This is a genomic window from Halalkalicoccus sp. CG83 (genome assembly GCF_037081715.1).
Classification (GTDB): Archaea; Halobacteriota; Halobacteria; order Halobacteriales; family Halalkalicoccaceae; genus Halalkalicoccus; species Halalkalicoccus ordinarius.
The window spans coordinates 16666-34908 of the sequence record NZ_JAZDDH010000001.1 but is presented as its reverse complement, the minus strand read 5'-3'; the positions used below and the strand labels follow the sequence as shown (position 1 = coordinate 34908).

At 63.6% G+C, this 18243-nt stretch carries 10 protein-coding genes, 2 tRNA genes and 3 rRNA genes; 10 read left to right on the top strand and 5 right to left on the bottom strand.

The window, feature by feature from the left end; genetic code table 11:
* Positions 1–35 precede the first annotated feature (35 nt).
* Positions 36–1628, top strand: coding sequence for a tryptophan--tRNA ligase (locus V0Z78_RS00175; RefSeq protein ID WP_336342597.1), 1593 nt, complete (start codon positions 36–38; stop codon positions 1626–1628).
* Here the strand turns inward: V0Z78_RS00175 and V0Z78_RS00170 are convergent, their stop codons facing one another.
* Together V0Z78_RS00170 and V0Z78_RS00165 are read right to left on the bottom strand one after the other, a co-directional pair.
* On the bottom strand, positions 1629–2687 hold the full coding sequence (locus V0Z78_RS00170) for a quinone-dependent dihydroorotate dehydrogenase (protein WP_336342596.1): 1059 nt from the start codon (positions 2685–2687) through the stop codon (positions 1629–1631).
* Positions 2688–2714: 27 nt separating this feature from the next.
* Positions 2715–2912 carry a hypothetical protein gene (locus tag V0Z78_RS00165; protein ID WP_008419196.1) on the bottom strand — a complete coding sequence of 66 codons (198 nt, stop codon included), beginning with the start codon at positions 2910–2912 and terminating at the stop codon, positions 2715–2717.
* Between the two features lie 173 nt (positions 2913–3085).
* On the opposite strand from V0Z78_RS00165, the gene V0Z78_RS00160 reads away from it, so the two are divergent.
* The 6 genes from V0Z78_RS00160 (at position 3086) to V0Z78_RS00135 (ending at position 9650) form a co-directional block, all read left to right on the top strand.
* Entirely contained in the window at positions 3086–3394 is a 309-nt protein-coding gene (locus tag V0Z78_RS00160) for a non-histone chromosomal MC1 family protein (protein ID WP_336342595.1), read from the top strand.
* A 905-nt stretch (positions 3395–4299) separates the two neighbouring features.
* A 16S ribosomal RNA gene (locus V0Z78_RS00155) occupies positions 4300–5773 on the top strand.
* A gap of 124 nt (positions 5774–5897) precedes the next feature.
* Positions 5898–5969: transfer RNA gene (locus tag V0Z78_RS00150), tRNA-Ala, on the top strand.
* 204 nt (positions 5970–6173) lie between these two features.
* Positions 6174–9093: ribosomal RNA gene (locus V0Z78_RS00145) — 23S ribosomal RNA — on the top strand.
* Positions 9094–9224: 131 nt separating this feature from the next.
* A 5S ribosomal RNA gene (gene rrf, locus V0Z78_RS00140) occupies positions 9225–9343 on the top strand.
* The 16S, 23S and 5S rRNA genes sit together here with 2 tRNA genes alongside, the layout of an rRNA operon.
* A gap of 231 nt (positions 9344–9574) precedes the next feature.
* Positions 9575–9650, top strand: a tRNA-Cys gene (locus tag V0Z78_RS00135).
* A gap of 283 nt (positions 9651–9933) precedes the next feature.
* Here the strand turns inward: V0Z78_RS00135 and V0Z78_RS00130 are convergent.
* Positions 9934–11991 (bottom strand): carboxypeptidase-like regulatory domain-containing protein, encoded by a 2058-nt coding sequence (locus V0Z78_RS00130; protein ID WP_336342594.1) that lies wholly within the window; start codon positions 11989–11991, stop codon positions 9934–9936.
* Between the two features lie 389 nt (positions 11992–12380).
* Here V0Z78_RS00130 and V0Z78_RS00125 point away from each other — a divergent pair, with 389 nt between their 5' ends.
* Positions 12381–13778 carry an arylsulfotransferase family protein gene (locus V0Z78_RS00125; protein WP_409338705.1) on the top strand — a complete coding sequence of 466 codons (1398 nt, stop codon included), beginning with the start codon at positions 12381–12383 and terminating at the stop codon, positions 13776–13778.
* A gap of 86 nt (positions 13779–13864) precedes the next feature.
* Here V0Z78_RS00125 and V0Z78_RS00120 read toward each other — a convergent pair whose 3' ends face one another.
* Positions 13865–14386 carry a DedA family protein gene (locus tag V0Z78_RS00120; protein ID WP_336342592.1) on the bottom strand — a complete coding sequence of 174 codons (522 nt, stop codon included), beginning with the start codon at positions 14384–14386 and terminating at the stop codon, positions 13865–13867.
* A 119-nt stretch (positions 14387–14505) separates the two neighbouring features.
* The gene (locus tag V0Z78_RS00115; RefSeq protein WP_336342591.1) at positions 14506–15525 is read right to left on the bottom strand and encodes a lysylphosphatidylglycerol synthase transmembrane domain-containing protein; all 1020 of its coding nucleotides are present in this window, start codon (positions 15523–15525) and stop codon (positions 14506–14508) included.
* Between the two features lie 107 nt (positions 15526–15632).
* On the opposite strand from V0Z78_RS00115, the gene V0Z78_RS00110 reads away from it, so the two are divergent.
* Both V0Z78_RS00110 and V0Z78_RS00105 read left to right on the top strand, forming a co-directional pair.
* A complete protein-coding gene (locus V0Z78_RS00110; protein ID WP_336345147.1) occupies positions 15633–17189 on the top strand; it encodes a sulfatase in 1557 nt (518 codons plus the stop codon).
* 144 nt (positions 17190–17333) lie between these two features.
* The gene (locus V0Z78_RS00105; protein WP_336342590.1) at positions 17334–18194 is read left to right on the top strand and encodes a hypothetical protein; all 861 of its coding nucleotides are present in this window, start codon (positions 17334–17336) and stop codon (positions 18192–18194) included.
* Positions 18195–18243 lie beyond the last annotated feature (49 nt).

Sequence of the window (18243 nt, the reverse complement as noted above, 5' to 3'; positions counted from 1 at the left end):
AGGTAGACCTGGGTTCTCTGCGGGTCGATCTGACAATGACACGCGATACGGATGCCCCCGGAACGGCGGAACCGGACGACGATCGACGATCAGACGCACGTGCCAAGAGCGTGCTTCCCGACGGCGGCGCGGCTAGTGACGACGTCGCGCTCGACCCGTGGGGCTCCTCGGCCATCTCCGACTACCGGAAGCTCTTCGAACAGTTCGGCATCGAGGAGTTCGACGAGGTCCTGCCCGAGGTGCCGAGCCCGCACTACCTGATGCGCCGCGGCGTGATCTTCGGCCACCGCGACTACCGGCCCGTCCTCGAGGCGATGTGCGAGGACGAGCCGTTCGCCGCGCTCTCGGGATTCATGCCCACTGGCGACCCCCATATCGGCCACAAGCTCGTCTTCGACGAGCTGATCTGGCACCAGGAGCGCGGCGGGGACGCCTACGGACTGATCGCCGACCTCGAGGCCCACAGCGCCCGCGGCCTCTCGTGGGACGAGATCGACGAACACGCGCGCGACTACCTCCTGAGCCTGCTCGCGCTCGGGTTCGATCCCGACGAGGGCGAGCTCTACCGTCAGTCGGCGAACCGCGACGTGCAGGACCTCGCGTTCGAACTCGGTGCGGAGGCCAACTTCTCCGAGCTCCAGGCGATCTACGGCTTCGACGGCGAGACCGACGTCTCGCACATGCAGTCGGTCGTAACGCAGATGGCCGACATCCTCTACCCCCAGATCGACGAGCCGAAGCCGACCGTCATCCCGGTGGGGCCGGACCAGGACCCCCACGTCCGGTTCGCGCGCGACCTCGCGGCCAGGACGCGATACTTCGGCGTCACCCAGGCGTACGCGAGCTTCGAGGCGACGCCGGCCGAGCGTGCCCTGCTCGGTCGGGCCTACGAGACGCTCGACGGGGAAGTCGAGGACGGGACGGTACGCTGCGTGAACGCCGCCGAGTGGTTGGAGGAGGCGGACGTCGACGATCCGGTTGACGCGCTCGAGGGAGCCCTCGAGAAGCTCCACGCCGCCGGCAAGGAGCCGCTTCGTCCCCGAACCCGGTTTCTGGATCGTAACGCGACCGACGAGGCGTTCGAGGCGCTCATCGAGGCCGTCGAGGGCGAGAAGCGCGTCTACGATGCCCACATCGACAGCTTCGAGCTCTCCCGGGAGGAGGCCGAGGAGCTCGCTCGCGAGGTCGAACTCGCCCACGGCGGCTACGGCTTCCGCGCGCCCTCGTCGATCTACCACCGCTTCATGACCGGGCTCACCGGCGGGAAGATGTCCTCCTCGATCCCCGCGAGCCACATCAGCCTGCTCGACGATCCCGAGACGGGCTACGATAAGGTCAACTCCGCGACGACGGCCGGTCGAGAGACCGCGGAGCTCCAGCGCGAGCTCGGCGGCGAGGCCGACAAGTGTCCGGTCTACGAGCTCTACGCCTACCTGCTCGCGGGCGACGACGACGGGTTCGCAAAGGAGGTCTACGACGAGTGCGTCGGCGGTGAGCGCCTCTGTGGCGACTGTAAGGAGCAGGCCGCCCGGCTCATGCGCGAGTTCCTCGAGGAACACCAGGAGAAGCGCGCCGAGGCCGAGACGCTGCTCGAGGAGCTCGACTTCGAACTCGAGTCCGAACGGTAGTCAGTCGAGATCGGCACCCACGGCGTCCTCCACGGCGTCGAACCCGTCGCGCTCCAACAGCGCGAGCAGTCCCTCGTTGATCTCGTGGGCGATCGAGGGCCCGCGGTAGACCAGCCCCGTGTAGAGCTGGACCAGGCTCGCGCCTGCCCGGATCTTCCGGTAGGCGTCCGCCGCGTCGAAGACGCCGCCGACGCCGACGATCGGAACCTCCGTTCGCTCGGCGATGAACCGTATCGTCCCGGTCGAGCGTGCCTCGATCGGTCGACCCGATAGCCCGCCCTCCTCGTCGCGATGACGACCGCGCAGCGTCTCCGGCCGGTCGGTGGTCGTGTTGGTCGCGACGACCCCGTCGAGTCCGAGCTCCTCGACGACGCCGATCGCGTCCTCGATCGCCTCCGGCGCGAGATCCGGTGAGAGCTTCACCAGTAGCGGACTCGCACCGGCGGCTTGGAGTGTCGTCAGAATCCCCCGAAGTCGCGTTTCGCCCTGGAGATCGCGAAGCCCCGGCGTGTTGGGGCTCGAGACGTTGACGACGAAGAAGTCGCCGTGGTCGGCGACGCGCCGGTAGGTGTAGCGGTAGTCCTCGGGTGCACGCTCCGGCGGCGTTGCCTTCGATTTGCCGATGTTGATCCCGATCGGGACGTCGGGTAGGGGTTCGTTCGCGAGCCGACTGCCGATCCGGTCGGCCCCGTCGTTGTTGAATCCCATTCGGTTGACGATCGCCTCGTCCTCGGGCAGCCGGAACATTCGGGGGCGTGGGTTGCCCGACTGGGGATCGGCCGTGACGCCGCCGATCTCGACGTGGCCGAAGCCCAGCGCCGCCAGCGCGAGCGGGAACCGACCGTTCTTGTCGAAGCCGGCGGCGACCCCGACCGGGTTGGGAAACCGCCGGTCGAGGACGTCGACCGAGAGCCGGTCGTCCTCGACTCGATACCGCTTCTCGAGTCGGTTCGCGACCACGTCCCGCTGGCCGACCGAGAGCGCCGTCTGTGCGATCGAGTGTGCGGTCTCGGCCGGGAGACGAAACAGTGCCGGCCGGAGACGCTCATAGAAGGTCATTCCTGTCGAATCCCGGCGGTACCGGCCTCAGAAATCGTGTTCGACCTCGTCCTTGTCGGCCTTCTGGATGATGATCTTGTCCTCGCGGACCCGGACGAACACCTCGTCGCCGATGTCCATCCCCGCGACGGCTAGCTCGTCCTCGTGAAGATTGAGGTGTACGTTGTGGTACTGGCCCTGGTCGTCCTTGGCACCACTCGGGCTCAGCTTCTTTTTCCGGACCATCGAGATGCTCTACCGCTTGGTTTTCCCTACGCCATACATAAGTGTTTTCTCCCCACCGACCGGCGCGATCCCTCGATCGCGTGCTCTCCCGACCGCCGATCCGTATGCAGTCGGCCGGTTTCGGGGGATATATTTATAATGTGGGATGTGTTCCACTGACACGGAGTCAATCCATGGTACGTGAAGACGGTAAACGCAACTTTGCACTGCGCGAGGACAGCGGCGACGAGGAGAGCGTCTTCTCGGGTAACACCCCCCGACAGGCCGCCCTGAAGGCCGCACGGCGGCTCGAACCCGCGTCCAGCGAGGAGTCGGCGGATCGAACGACGATCCAGCTGCGCGAGAAGGGGACCGACAAGGTCCACATCTACGAGGGCTGGGCGTGGCGGGAGACGGCTCCCGACGACAGCCCTGACTGGATGCCGGACGACATCACCGAGGCCAACGTCTCGAAACAGGGAATCGAACACCTCGACGAGTAGCCGAACGCGCCGTGGGGTAGGGGCTCCGGCAGCGACAGCGTACTTCGACATAGTTACCGTCTTCGCGAGCGCACGGGCACGTGCGCGGGATCACTCGAGGCGACCGTCGGCACCACGCCGGGGATGACTCCTCGACCTCCACCCGCGCGACACGCGCGACGGAGTTCCGTGATATCGATGGACGAAGCGTCGATGGAACGACGTGCTTATCAGTTCCCCTGCCATCGGAATGAATGCGAACGATGGCCGGGGCGACTCCCGGCGGGACGGTTTCCGACTCCGTCGGAAATCGCTCCGAGTCCGACGCCCTTATCAGTATCAGGGCGTTCGGATCATACGCAACGAAGGCGGCGCCGGGACGCGATTCCGGCGACGACCTGCATCCGACGCCCTTAAGTGGTTAAGGGCACTCGGATGTGATGCGAAGCAAGACGGAATGGGACTGGACGAGGCCCGCGATCCTCAACGGGATCGATGGGTTTATCCTCGATCCCGTCCTACTGCCAGATCCGCAGGAGGCCACGCCGGGACGCGATTCCGGCGACGACCTGCATCCGACGCCCTTAAGTGGTTAAGGGCACTCGGATGTGATGCGGAGAAAGAAACACAGTGATCGCGGGACGCTCACCGCGTCTCGCAGTCGCGGACCTGATGGCATGGGGGCACGACCTCGAAGCCGACCGGGCTTCGAAGGGTTTATACACCCTCCTCGCCAACAATCAGGTCCGAAGGAAATGAGGATTCCACCCCTGCGGTCCGCCGTACAGATGGGATCTGATGTTAGCCTTGGTAGTTCGGTGACATCCGATCGGTCCACGATCTGATCACCGAACTACGGACCATGCAATGTGTACACCACGTCACGTGGTGTGCCCGCCTATTTCCTGAGCCTCGTGCTCAGGAGCATTCCGGTTGATCCTGCCGGAGGCCATTGCTATTGGAGTCCGATTTAGCCATGCTAGTCGCACGGGTTCAGACCCGTGGCGAATAGCTCCGTAACACGTGGCCAAACTACCCTATGGATCGGAATAACCTCGGGAAACTGAGGCTAATACCGAATACCGCTCTCATCCTGGAACTGGAGAGAGCACGAAACGCTCCGGCGCCATAGGATGTGGCTGCGGCCGATTAGGTAGACGGTGGGGTAACGGCCCACCGTGCCGATAATCGGTACGGGTTGTGAGAGCAAGAGCCCGGAGACGGTATCTGAGACAAGATACCGGGCCCTACGGGGCGCAGCAGGCGCGAAACCTTTACACTGCACGAACGTGCGATAAGGGGACTCCAAGTGCGAGGGCATACAGTCCTCGCTTTTCTGTACCGTAAGGTGGTACAGGAATAAGAGCTGGGCAAGACCGGTGCCAGCCGCCGCGGTAATACCGGCAGCTCGAGTGATGGCCAATATTATTGGGCCTAAAGCGTCCGTAGCTGGCCGAACAGGTCCGTCGGGAAATCCGCTCGCTCAACGAGCGGACGTCCGGCGGAAACCAGTCGGCTTGGGACCGGAAGACCCGAGGGGTACGGCCGGGGTAGGAGTGAAATCCTGTAATCCTGGCCGGACCACCGGTGGCGAAAGCGCCTCGGGAAGACGGATCCGACAGTGAGGGACGAAAGCTAGGGTCACGAACCGGATTAGATACCCGGGTAGTCCTAGCTGTAAACGATGCTCGCTAGGTGTGGCACTGGCTACGAGCCAGTGCTGTGCCGTAGGGAAGCCGAGAAGCGAGCCGCCTGGGAAGTACGTCCGCAAGGATGAAACTTAAAGGAATTGGCGGGGGAGCACTACAACCGGAGGAGCCTGCGGTTTAATTGGACTCAACGCCGGACATCTCACCAGCACCGACAGTGTGCGATGAAGGTCAGTGTGATGAGCTTACTGGAGCCACTGAGAGGAGGTGCATGGCCGCCGTCAGCTCGTACCGTGAGGCGTCCTGTTAAGTCAGGCAACGAGCGAGACCCGCATCCTTAATTGCCAGCAGTACCCTTGTGGTAGCTGGGTACATTAGGGAGACTGCCGTGGCCAACACGGAGGAAGGAGCGGGCAACGGTAGGTCAGTATGCCCCGAATGTGCTGGGCGACACGCGGGCTACAATGGTCGAGACAGTGGGACGCCACTCCGAGAGGAGGCGCTAATCTCCTAAACTCGATCGTAGTTCGGATTGCGGGCTGAAACTCGCCCGCATGAAGCTGGATTCGGTAGTAATCGCGTCTCAGAAGGGCGCGGTGAATACGTCCCTGCTCCTTGCACACACCGCCCGTCAAAGCACCCGAGTGAGGTCCGGATGAGGCCGTCGCACGACGGTCGAATCTGGGCTTCGCAAGGGGGCTTAAGTCGTAACAAGGTAGCCGTAGGGGAATCTGCGGCTGGATCACCTCCTACTGATCGGGATCGGGGCGACGCCCCGACCCACCTTAGGCAACGCGGTCCGTAGTTCGACGATCGTCTCGTGAACCGGTCGGACACCTTTGAACTACCAAGGCTAACACCCTCCCGAGAGGGACGGGCCCATAGCTCAGCGGTAGAGTGCCTCCTTTGCAAGGAGGATGCCCTGGGTTCGAATCCCAGTGGGTCCATGTCCGGATTAGATCGAAACCGTGTCCCTTAAGTGGGAGACGGCCCTTCGATCTAATCCGAACGACCGATGCACCACCCCGTGCAAACGCGGGTGGGAAGGGTTGATGCACGCACCGTAGAACCTGCGGGCGTGCGGATGACGCCGTATGTACGTGCGATTCAGACGTCCACTGGATCCGTTTACCGGGTCACAGTGACGAATTCCAGCGTGGCTACTGTGCCAGCTGGTGAATGGCTCGGCTCGAGTGCCGACGAAGGACGTGCCAAGCTGCGATAAGCCCTGGGGAGCCGCATGGAGGCTAAGAACCAGGGATCTCCGAATAGGAATCCTCTCGCAATTGCCTTGCGCAATGGGGAACGCCGAGAACTGAAACATCTCAGTACCGGCAGGAAGAGAAACCGAACGGGATATCGTGAGTAACGGCGAGTGAAAGCGACCCAGTCCAAACCGAAGCCCTCACGGGCAATGTGGTGTTCGGACTGACTCCCATCGTCCGACCGTCTGTGTGAAGTCTCCTGGAACGGAGCGCGATACAGGGTGACAGCCCCGTAACACAGACCAGTACGACGTGCGTCAGCTCCAGAGTATCGGGGGTTGGATTTCCCTCGTGAATATGGCCGGCATCTACGGCCAAGACTAAACACTACTCGAGACCGATAGCGAACAAGTAGCGTGAGCGAACGCTGAAAAGCACCCTCAGAAGGGAGCTGAAATAGAGCCTGAAATCAGTTGGCGATAGAACGACGGGGCTTGAAAGGCCTCTCGAATAACGAACCGGGCGCGAGCCCGCAGTAGGACTCGAGAGGAGCCGAAGTTCCGTCGTACGTTTTGAAAAACGAACCAGGGAGTGTGTCTGTTTGGCGAGTCTAACCCGAGAACCGGGGAAGGCGTAGGGAAACCAACATGGCCGCAGCGCTTTGCGCGAGGGCCGCCGTATTCAAGTGCGGGGAGTCAGACCGACACGACCCGAAACCGGACGATCTATGCGCGGACAAGGTGAAGCATGGCGAAAGCCATGTGGAAGCCTGTTAGGGTTGGTGTCTTACAATACCCTCCCGTGATCTGCGTATAGGGGTGAAAGGCCCATCGAGTCCGGAAACAGCTGGTTCCAGTCGAAACATGTCGAAGCATGACCTCTCCCGAGGTAGTTCGTGGGGTAGAGCGACCGATTGGGGGACCGCACTCCGAGAGGAGTGCGCCCCCCTGTCAAACTCCGAACCTACGGACGCCGTCGACGGAGGGAATCCGGTGTGCGGGGTAAGCCTGTATACCGTGAGGGAGACAACCCAGAGCCGGGTTAAGGTCCCCAAGTGTGAACTAAGTGCGATTGAAGGTGGTTCCGAGCCCTAGACAGCCGGGAGGTGAGCTTAGAAGCAGCTACCCTCTAAGAAAAGCGTAACAGCTTACCGGCCGAGGTTCGGAGCGCCGAAAATGATCGGGGCTCAAGTTCACCACCGAGACCTGGCCGTGCGCCTCACAGCGTAATCGTGTAGACTGGCACTCCGATTGGGTGGAAGCTCGGGCGAGAGCTCGCGTGGACCGATCGGTGACGAAAATCCTGGTCATAGTAGCAGCGTTAGTCGGGTGAGAACCCCGACGGCCGAATGAGTAAGGGTTCCTCGGCAATGCTGATCAGCCGAGGGTTAGTCGATCCTAAGTCCCCCCGTAGTTCGAAGGGGACAAACGGGAAACTGGTTAATATTCCAGTACCGTCGTACACCCAAAGGTGACGCTTCGGGGCCGACCAAGCCGGGCACTCGCCCGGTCGAACCGTCAAAATCCGTGGAAGCCGTAATGGCACGAAGCGGATGAACGGCGGGACAGCGAAAGTTGGTCCAACCTGGAGCCCGTGAAAAACCGAGTACGACGATCGTACCGAGATCCGACACAGGTACTCATGGCGGCGAAAGCCAAGGCCTGTCGGGAGCAACCGACGTTAGGGAATTCGGCAAGTTAGTCCCGTAAGTTCGCGATAAGGGATGCCTGCCCTGTGGAGGGGCAGGTCGCAGTGACTCGGGCGCTCCGACTGTTTAGTAAAAACATAGGTGACCGCAAATCCGAAAGGACTCGTACGGTCACTGAATCCTGCCCAGTGCGGGTATCTGAACACCCAGTACAATGGGACGAAGGACCCGTTAACGGCGGGGGTAACTATGACCCTCTTAAGGTAGCGTAGTACCTTGCCGCTTTAGTAGCGGCTTGCATGAATGGATGAACGAGAGCGCCACTGTCCCAACGTTGGGCCCGGTGAACTGTACGTTCCAGTGCGGAGTCTGGAGACCCCCAAGGGGAAGCGAAGACCCTATAGAGCTTTACTGCAGGCTGTCGCTGGGACGTGGTCGCCATTGTGCAGCATAGGTAGGAGCCGCTACACAGGTGCGCGCGCCAGCGCGTCGCCGAGGCATCATTGAAATACTACCCGATGGTGACTGCGACCCTCACTCCGGGAGGAGGACACCGGTAGCCGGGCAGTTTGACTGGGGCGGTACGCGCTCGAAAAGATATCGAGCGCGCCCCAAGGTTTCCTCATCCGGGTCAGACACCCGGAAAAGAGCGTAAGAGCATAAGGAAGCCTGACAGTGTCCTTCATAACACGGGACGCTGACACGAAAGTGTGGTCTAGCGAACCAATCAGCCTGCTTGATGCGGGCGATTGCTGACAGAAAAGCTACCTTAGGGATAACAGAGTCGTCACCCGCAAGAGCACATATCGACCGGGTGGCTTGCTACCTCGATGTCGGTTCCCTCCATCCTGCCCGTGCAGAAGCGGGCAAGGGTGAGGTTGTTCGCCTATTAAAGGAGGTCGTGAGCTGGGTTTAGACCGTCGTGAGACAGGTCGGCTGCTATCTATTGGGGGTGTTTTGGTACCTGACAGGAACGATCGTATAGTACGAGAGGAACTACGATTGGTCACCACTGGTGTACCGGTTGTCCGAGAGGGCACGTGCCGGGCAGCTACGTGACACGGGGTAAGAGCTGAAAGCATCTAAGCTCGAAACCCACCTGGAAAAGAGGTACCGTTGAGGCCACTCGTAGAAGACGAGTTCGATAGACTCGGGGTGTGCGCGCCGAGGCAACGAGGCGTTAAGCCCGCGAGCACTAACAGGTCGAAGCCACACAGTCATACCGCATGAATCCGTCACCACACCAGGTAAACGGATCCAGGCGTAAACTGAATCGCACGTACACAACGGCAGATCCGATCGGTCACACCGATGTCGGCGTACGACGGTTCGATTCCGTCGATCGGCATTAAGGCGGCCATAGCGGCGGGGCAACTCCCGTACCCATCCCGAACACGGCAGATAAGCCCGCCAGCGTTCCAGCGAGTACTGGAGTGCGCGAGCCTCTGGGAAAACTGCCTCGCAAGAGGGGCCAAGTACGAGCCCAGGACTGCAATCGGAAGTACACGCAGGGTCCGTCCCGGTGGAACCCGAGACCAGTCCGTTACAACGGCTCGCAACTGGTGGTTCGCCGCCTACCATTCATACCTCATAACCCTCGACAGCATCCGCTGTCGGGGGTTTTCTTCATGTAGAACGGATAGCCACAGCTATCGCGGACCGCTATCCTTATGACCGCAAATCGAATAGTGACGACCGTGCCAAGGTGGCAGAGTCCGGCCTAACGCAGCGGCCTGCAGAGCCGCCCATCGCCGGTTCAAATCCGGCCCTTGGCTTACAGGAAACCCTCAGAATCCAACCTTCTACCTGCTGTTTTCGGTGTTTGAGTTCATCCCCATCCGAACTCGGTACCGGTCGGACCGTTGCGACTGAGTCACGCGAGCATGATCAACAAGCCGACAGCGCCTGCCAACACCAGTAACACCAGCATCCAGCCAAGCACCCTCGACAGCGGCGACCGCGCTGGTTTCGGGAGCTCGAAGTACATGTGTGAACGTTTGTCTCGAATCTCATTGAGTGCAATGGTTAATCAGGTTGTATAACACACCGCGTTTAGATTCAGGTCACGACCGCAGCGAGGCTCGTCCGCGAGTCCCGTGCGACCGCCGTCATCGCAGTCACCTCGACGATGTTGCTCTCCTTCTCGAGCGTCGCACCTCTCTCAATGGCGACCGTCATCGTCGTTTCCTCATCCTGCACGACTACCGTGATCCCTTTGCTACCCGTATTCTCGTGGCCGAGCGCGTTTACGCCCAGTCGGTACTGTTCTTCGCCACCGTCCTGCTCGGGCGTCAGTTCGACGGTGACGGTCTCCTCCGTGGGAACGTTGATATCCGCGTGGGCGTCCTCGTAGCCGTCCGCTGAGATCCGGACGCCAGTGCACCAGGCGGGCGTCACGTCAGCGTGGGCCTGGGCGACACCGTCCTCGTCGGTCGTGCCGGTAATGGGTACTTCTCCAGTGCTGTAGTTCAGGTGGCAGATTCCGCCGATCTCGGCGCCCGCGATCGGATCGCCGGTCTCCGCATCAGTGACTTTGACCGGAACGGTCGCACCGGACTCGTTTTGCAGTGTGATTTCAATATCTTTCGTCACGTCGACCGGGGCCAGCGTCCCGACGTAGCCCTCAGCATCGGCGTAGTAATGGCCGGGTTCACGCTCGAACGTCGCCTGACCGTTCTCGCTTTCCTTCGTCACGCGGTTGGAATCCCCGTCGCCCGATACCGCGCGCCATACTTCGATCTCGACGCCGTCTACGTCATCATTCGCGAGGTTGACCGTCAACGTGTTCGTCTCGTCATCGTTGTCGGCCTGGACGGTCAGCGTGATCGACTGATCGCTGCCGTCCATGGTGATCTCCTCCTCGGATGAGTCGGCGTATTCGGTACCGTCCGTGGAGACGTAGTACGTGTACTTCCCGTCGCTCAGATCGAACGTCGCCTGGCCGTTCGCGTCAGTGGTGGCGGAGTGGATTTCACCCTCCGGGCCGATCCCGATGACTTCGACGCCCTCGACGGTCTCGCCGTCGCTGTCCTCGACCGTGGCTGTCAGCGTGCCGTAGGGTGCGTCATCGTCGCCGGCGTCACCGTCACCGCCGTCGTCGCCCGGCGGTGATACGAGCTTCATCGTATACTCCGTATCCTCAGTGACGGCGACGGGATGGGTACCGTTGTCCGTATACTCGGAGTCCGAGACGTCAGGGACGAGCTCGTAGTCACCCGGCTCGACCTCGAACGTCACCTGCCCGTTCTCGTCGGTCGTCGCTGTCGCGACTGGCTCGCCCTCATTGTAGGTGGTGAGATCGACGGACAGCCCCTCGACCGGGTCGCCATCGGGGTTCAGGACCGTAACCGTCAGCGGGTGGGTCTCCTTGCCGGAATCCTCGTCGGGACTCGTATCGATCGTGATCGTCGCCTCCGTATCGCCGTCGACGATGACCGTCTTCTCGTCCGTCGTGGTGCCGTCATGCTGGGCTTCTACGCCATACTCGCCGTCGTAGGCCGTCAGCGTGGCGATGCCGTCAACGTTCGTTTCGCCGGCCGGTTCGTGAGCGACGCCGTTCGAGAGGACCGGCCCGGTTGCGTGGACCGACGCGCCTTCAATCGGGTCGCCGTCTTCGTCGACGACCGTTACCTTCAGCGTGCGCTCGGTCTCTTCAACGGTGTCCTCGTACTCGTTGCCCTGGTCGGTGTCCCCGTCTCCGGTGCCACTGTCGCTGTCGCCGCTATCGCTATCGCCGTCCGTATCGGTGCTGGAATCAGAGTCACCGTCCTCCGTTGAACCGGTTTCATTAGCGCTCTCATCCTCCCCTCCGCTGGCCGCGTCAGAACCCTCGTCAGTAGTGTCGGTGTTCGCCTCGGTATCTCCAGAATCGGTGCCCGTATCGCTCGAACTCGAATCCCGGGAACCATCTCCATCGCTAGCGGTAGCGCCACCACTGGAACCGTCACTCCCGTTCCCTCCATCGGCCTGTCCCTCCCCATCCGCATCCTCTAACTCGTCACCGTTGCCCTGATCCTGATCATCCGCCGGACTGTCGGTGCCCCAGCCCGCACAGCCCGCGGCCGTGACCATGATCAGGGTAAGGGTGATCGCCAGGAGCCGCTCACGCGTTACCATACCGTCAATTATTGCCTGAACAATCATTATAATTTCTTCACTCGTCTGTCGTTTCTACCGAGGCCGATACACACGACCCACAACCTCGTGATCCTGCCATACCGAGGACTCGGCCCCTGTATTCCTCGATCACGTCTCGTCAACGCCCCCCCCCGACGCTCGGCTTGCTCACTGAGGTCGTTGATCAGTTCGCCAGTGAGCACGTACTCCGTAATCACTCGTCCCGTCGATGGCCGACATATCGGTGGCTTCAGTGCTGAGTCGTGGAACCCGTCCGCCGACGATCGGTCGTGGATCGCGAAGAGAAAGCGCTAATGCCCGGACCTCTGAAGGCGTCGTATGAGGAGACGAGAGGCCGACAGGACGAACCCGACGCCGAACGAACCGTGATGGACCAGCCGTCTCGCGCCGCCCGCCGAACGCGGTCGTTGATCACGCGCAACCGACTCCGCCTGGTCTTCGTAGTGATCGTCGTCCTCTCGGCGGCCGTCGTCGTCCACGGGGCGTCCGGCGGCGGCCTCTCGACGGCGACCGAGGAGGACGTTCCGCGTGCGGAACCGAGCGACGGCCACACGGTCGTTACCGAGTCGGGGCGCGCCGGGACGATCACCGCCTACGCTCCCGACGGAAGCGTCCTCTACTACGACAACTCGCACACCAAGTACTTCGACGTCGACCCGGTCGAGGGCGAGGAGCTGACCGTCGAGTACGCGGCGACCGACACCATCCACTCGGAGGGCCCGACCTGCGAGGCTCCGCCCTGTACCCGGAACGTGATCGAACGCACGGATCTCTCGACGGGAGAGACCGAGGTGATCTACGAACGCTACGACCACCGAGAGATCGCCGCCGAGTGGCACGACGTCGACCGTATCGACGACGAGCGCGTCCTGGTCGCCGACATCGTCGCGGATCAGGTGTTCGTCGTGAACACCGAGACGGAGGTCGTCGAGTGGCTCTGGGACGCCCAGAGCGAGTTCCCCGTCGAGGGAGGCGGTCCCTACCCGTCCGACTGGGCGCACATCAACGACGTCGAGTACATCGAGGAGGGCGAGCTTGCAGGCCACGTCATGGTCAGCCTCCGCAACCAGGACCAGGTCGTGTTCGTCGATCCCGAGACGGGGATGAACGACGAGTGGACGCTCGGCGCCGAGGACGACTACGACGTGATGTACGAGCAGCACAACCCGGACTACATCCCCGAGTCCGAGGGCGGGCCGGCGGTCGTCGTCTCCGACTCCGAGAACGGGCGCGTCCAGGAGTTCCAGCGCGAGGACGGCGAGTGGACCCGGAGCTGGGAGTGGTCCGACGAGCGGATGCAGTGGCCTCGAGACGCCGACCGACTCCCCAGCGGCAACACGCTCGTCACCGATACCCACGGCAACCGCGTCATGGAGGTGACGCCCGACGGCGAGATCGAGTGGGAGGTCGAGTCGACGCTCCCCTACGAGGCCGAGCGCCTCGAGACCGGCGACGAGAGTACCGACGGGCAGAGCGCGCGCGAACTCGGACTCGAGTCACGGGTCGCCGAGGACGACGGCGAGAGCGAGAGCGGGTTCGACGTGCTCGGCGGCCTCGCCGACGTCGTCGAGTCGATCGTCCCACACCGCCTCTACAACGGGCTCCTCTTCGTCAGCCCGGTGTGGATGGGACGCTCCGAGTTCGCCGCCGTCGCCGTGATCGTCCTGACGGGGCTCTCGTGGACGGGGATCGAACTCGCGTGGCGTCTCCGCGACTCGGGCGTCCGGATCAGGTCCCCGGTGTATCGTGACGACTCGGAGGAGTAGCGACGAGGGACGTCCAACGGGACGATCCGAACGGCGGTTCTCGAGCCCTCGTCCGTTCGCCGTACGGCGGTTCGACCCTCGGCGCGCTAGACGAGGAGGCGGCCGCCGAGGAGGTACACCGCGGAGATGATCGACTGAAATGAGAGCGATCCCAGCGCTGAGAGGACGACGAACGTTCGACCGTCCATGTCCGAGAGCCCGGCGGGGATCGTGAGGAGTCCCCGAACGAAGAGCATCGTGTTGCTCGCCGGGATCGCGACGACCCCCCAGCGTTCGAACCAGCCGTCGACCCGATCGAGTCTCGACTCGTTCACCGGAAACCAGCGCTTGCGAAGGACGTAGTTCCGGCCGCCCCGGCGGACCAGCCGAAACAGGAGGAACTGGCCGAGGGTCGTCCCGATCACGGTGACGGCGATGACCACGACCACGTCGGAGGCCGACGATCCGATGAGCGCCAGCGCGCTCGGGGCGACGAGCTCGCTCGGCATGAACCGGAGGAGCATCGCCCCCTCCAGAACGCTGATGGCGAGCAACACGGCGAAGGCGAGCTCGGAGGTGAGCATCGACTCGAGCCACGCGGGCGTCTGCTCGAGCTGCATCGGCTGCATTGGCGGGACTACTCGGGAACGAGATTAAGCGTTACTGGTTTCGTCCGTCCACGCCCGTCGCGACCGGCCGCGAAGCTCCACCACGGGATTCGGCGGTCGACTCGAACCGGGCGTGGCCGTCACGCGATCGTTCGAACGCCGAACGCCGCCATCGATCCGCCCCCGATCAGCACCGGGAGCCAGTAGATCGTCCCTCGATAGATCAGGACGGCCGCGGTGACGGCGGGCGCGGCGACCCCCGTCGTCGGGACGAGGAGCGCGACGAACGCGGCCTCGATCCCGCCGAGTCCGCCCGGCAGCGGCGTCGCCCCGGCGAGGTTCCCGAGCGGGATCACGAACAGCGCGACGTAGACCGGAACGGCGTGTCCCAGCGCGGCGAACGCCGTGAGCAGCGCCGCCGTCTGGAAGAGCCAGCCCAGCAGCGACAGTCCGAGCACGACCAGGAGCCGCTCCCGGCTGGTCGCCACCCGCTCGACGCGATCGAAGAAGCGGTGTAGCCGCTCGGCGACGTCCCTCTCGACGCTGGCGGGATCGGTGTCCTCCATCGGGAGGTAGCCTATGGCGAACGCGGTCGTGCCGGAGGCCCGTTCGACGATCCGGTCCCGATACCGCCACACGAGCACCATGAGGGCGCCGATCGCGACGATCAGGACGAGCGCCGAACCGACCGCGGTCTCGATCCGTTCGCCGACTCGCGCGGTCGTCGCGTAGTAGCCGACGCCGACCAGGATCATCGCGAGCGACGAGACGACGTTGAGGACGTCGACGGTCGCGATCCCGGCGAGCCCCGTCTCGTAGCGGGCGGCCGAGACCTTTGAGATGAGCAACGCGGCGACCGGCTCGCCGCCGGCCTGCCCGAACGGGGTGACGTTGTTCGCGAAGACGGCGCTGGCGTAGACGAGAAACGACTTGCCGACGGGGATCCCCACGCCCAGCGTCGCGAGGACGTTCCGGAGCATCAGGCTCCAGGCGGCGAGCCAGCACAGCGCGAAGGCGAGCGTCGCGACCACGAGGGTCGGATCGGCGGAGGCCAGCGACTCGAGAACTCGTTCTACGCCGACGAGGAGCGACAGCCCGACCAGCAGCGCGATCGCCCCGGAGAACCCGATGAGAAGCGCACGCCGATCTCGGCCGTCCATGCCGAGTGGAGGGGGGAGTCGGACTTGAAACATCTGATCCCCGCCGGCGAGGTGGTGCGAACCCAATGTCGACCGATTTATCGACGCGGAGCACCGACATCGCGAAAATGGGCAACGAACGTCCGTCGAACGTCCTCTTCGTCGTCCTGGACACGGTCAGAAAGGACCGGCTCACCCCGTACGGCTACGATCGCCCGACGACGCCGGCACTGGCGACGTTCGCCGAGGAGGCCACGACGTTCGAGTCGGCCGTCGCGCCGGCGCCGTGGACCCTCCCGGTTCACGCGTCGATGTTCACCGGCCTCTATCCGAGCCAGCACGGCGCCGACCAGGGCAGTCCGTATCTGGAGGGCGCGACCACCCTCGCGTCGACCCTGTCGGCGGCCGGCTACGACACGGCGTGTTACTCGTCGAACGCCTGGATCACCCCCTATACCAACCTCACCGACGGCTTCGACGACCACGACTCCTTCTTCGAGGTCATGCCTCGGGACCTCCTCTCGGGGCCGCTGGCTCGGGCCTGGCAACTGGTCAACGACGACGACCGTCTCCGAGAGCTCGCCTCCCGGATCGTTCGGATCGGCGCAAGGGCACACGAACGCCTTGCGAGCGGCGACGGCGCGGACTCGAAGACGCCGGCGGTCGTCGACCGAACGAGGGAGTTCATCGAGGGAAGCGACGGCGACCGGGGCTGGTTCGCGTTCGTCAACCTGATGGATGCCCACCTCCCCTATCATCCGCCGAGCGAACAGCGAGAGCGGTTCGCCCCCGACGCCGACCCTGCGTCGGTCTGTCAGAACTCGAAGGAGTACAACTCGGGTACTCGCGACATCGGGCCCGAGGAGTGGCGAGCGATCCGCGGGCTCTACGACGCGGAGATCGCCCATATCGACGCCGAACTCGGCCGCCTGTTCGAGTGGCTGCGCGAGACCGGCCGGTGGGAGGAGACGACCGTCGTCGTCTGTGCCGACCACGGCGAACTACACGGCGAGCACGACCTCTACGGCCACGAGTTCGCCCTGTACGACGAACTGATCAACGTGCCGCTGCTGGTGAAACACCCCTCGCTCGAGGCGGATCGACGTACCGACCTCGTCGAACTGCTCGATCTCTATCACACGACGCTCGACGCCCTCGACGTTCCCGATCACGGTAGGGGAACGGACGACGCGGTCGACTACGATCCCACCCGGTCGCTTCTCTCGGACGAGTATCGGGAGTTCGAGGCCGCCGCCGAGCCCGACCCCGGACAGCGTGCCGTCCTCGAATCCGAACCCGATACGGACTACGCGTTCGTCGAGTACGCCCAGCCGGTCATCGAGCTCCACCACCTCGAGGAGAAGGCGGCCGAGGCGGGGATCGACCTCCCGGAGGACCACCGAGCCTACTCCCGGATGCGTGCCGCCCGCGGACTCGACGCGAAGTACGTCCGAGCGGATCGGATCCCCGACGAGGGGTTCAGGCTCGACGCCGACCCGGACGAACGGTCACCGATCGAGTCCGACGACGCCGTCGACGCCGCCGAACGAGCGCTTGCGCTGTTCGAGCGGGAGACCGGGGGCGCCTGGACCGACCCGGACGGGGACGGAGTCGACGGGGCGGCACTGGACGGGGCCGACGAGGAGACCAGAGAGCGCCTCCGGGAGCTGGGATACCTCGAGTAAGCGACGAGCGGGGAGTCGGGCACTTGCCACGCGCGGTCCGGACGGTCCGACCCACGAACGCCGAACCGCCACGACGTGGCGTCGACGCTACCGTCTCGGAATCAACAGCGATACATAGATGACTCCCGAAGCGTACTTCAACCGATGCGAAACCAGCAGTTTCTCGAATCCGACTGGGACTACTGTCTGGTGCTGGACGCGTGTCGATACGACGTCTTCGAAGACGTCTACGACGAGTATCTCGACGGAACGCTCGAGAAACGCCGCAGCAACGGCTCCTCGACGCCCGAATGGGCCTATCGGACGTTCACCGGCAACCACGACATCGCGTACTTCTCCGGAAACCCGTTCATCAACAGCCTCGGCATCCCCCTGAACGAGCTCAAATGGGGCGCCAGCTGTGATTACGAGTGGACCGCCATCGATCACCTGAGCGACGTCATCGACGTCTGGAAGCACGGCTGGGACGAGGAGCTCGGAACGGTGCCCCCCGCCAGCCTGGAGTCATCGCTCCGGGACCACTCCGACGCCGTCGATCGGGCGGAGCGGACGGTCCTCCACTTCATGCAGCCACACGCGCCCTACCTCTCGCGCGGGCAGGGGAGGAAGCTCGAGCAGATCCGCAGCGGCATCCGTCGACAGGGAGAATCCGACGGCGCGAGCAGCCCGCTGCTCGCGCCGGTGACCGATGCGATCCGGCCGCGGATCGAGCGCGTCCTCGAGCGAAGCGAACTGGCAATGAAGGCGGGACTGTGGCTCGAACTCGACCCTCGGCGGCTCGTCCGCGACGGGACGCGGGAGACCGTCATGAAGTACTACGAGGAGAACCTCCGAATCGTGCTCGAGGCCGCCGCCGACCTGATCGAGGAGCTCGATGGGCGCGTCGTCGTCACCGCCGATCACGGGGAGGCCTTCGGCGAACAGGGCGTCTGGGAGCACCACATCGAGACGCCGATCCCCCCGCTCGTCGAGGTCCCCTGGCTCGAGGTCGACCGCCCCTCGTAGAGCCCGACAGCGGAAGGCAAAGCGCCGAAACGGGACGAGAGGACGAGCA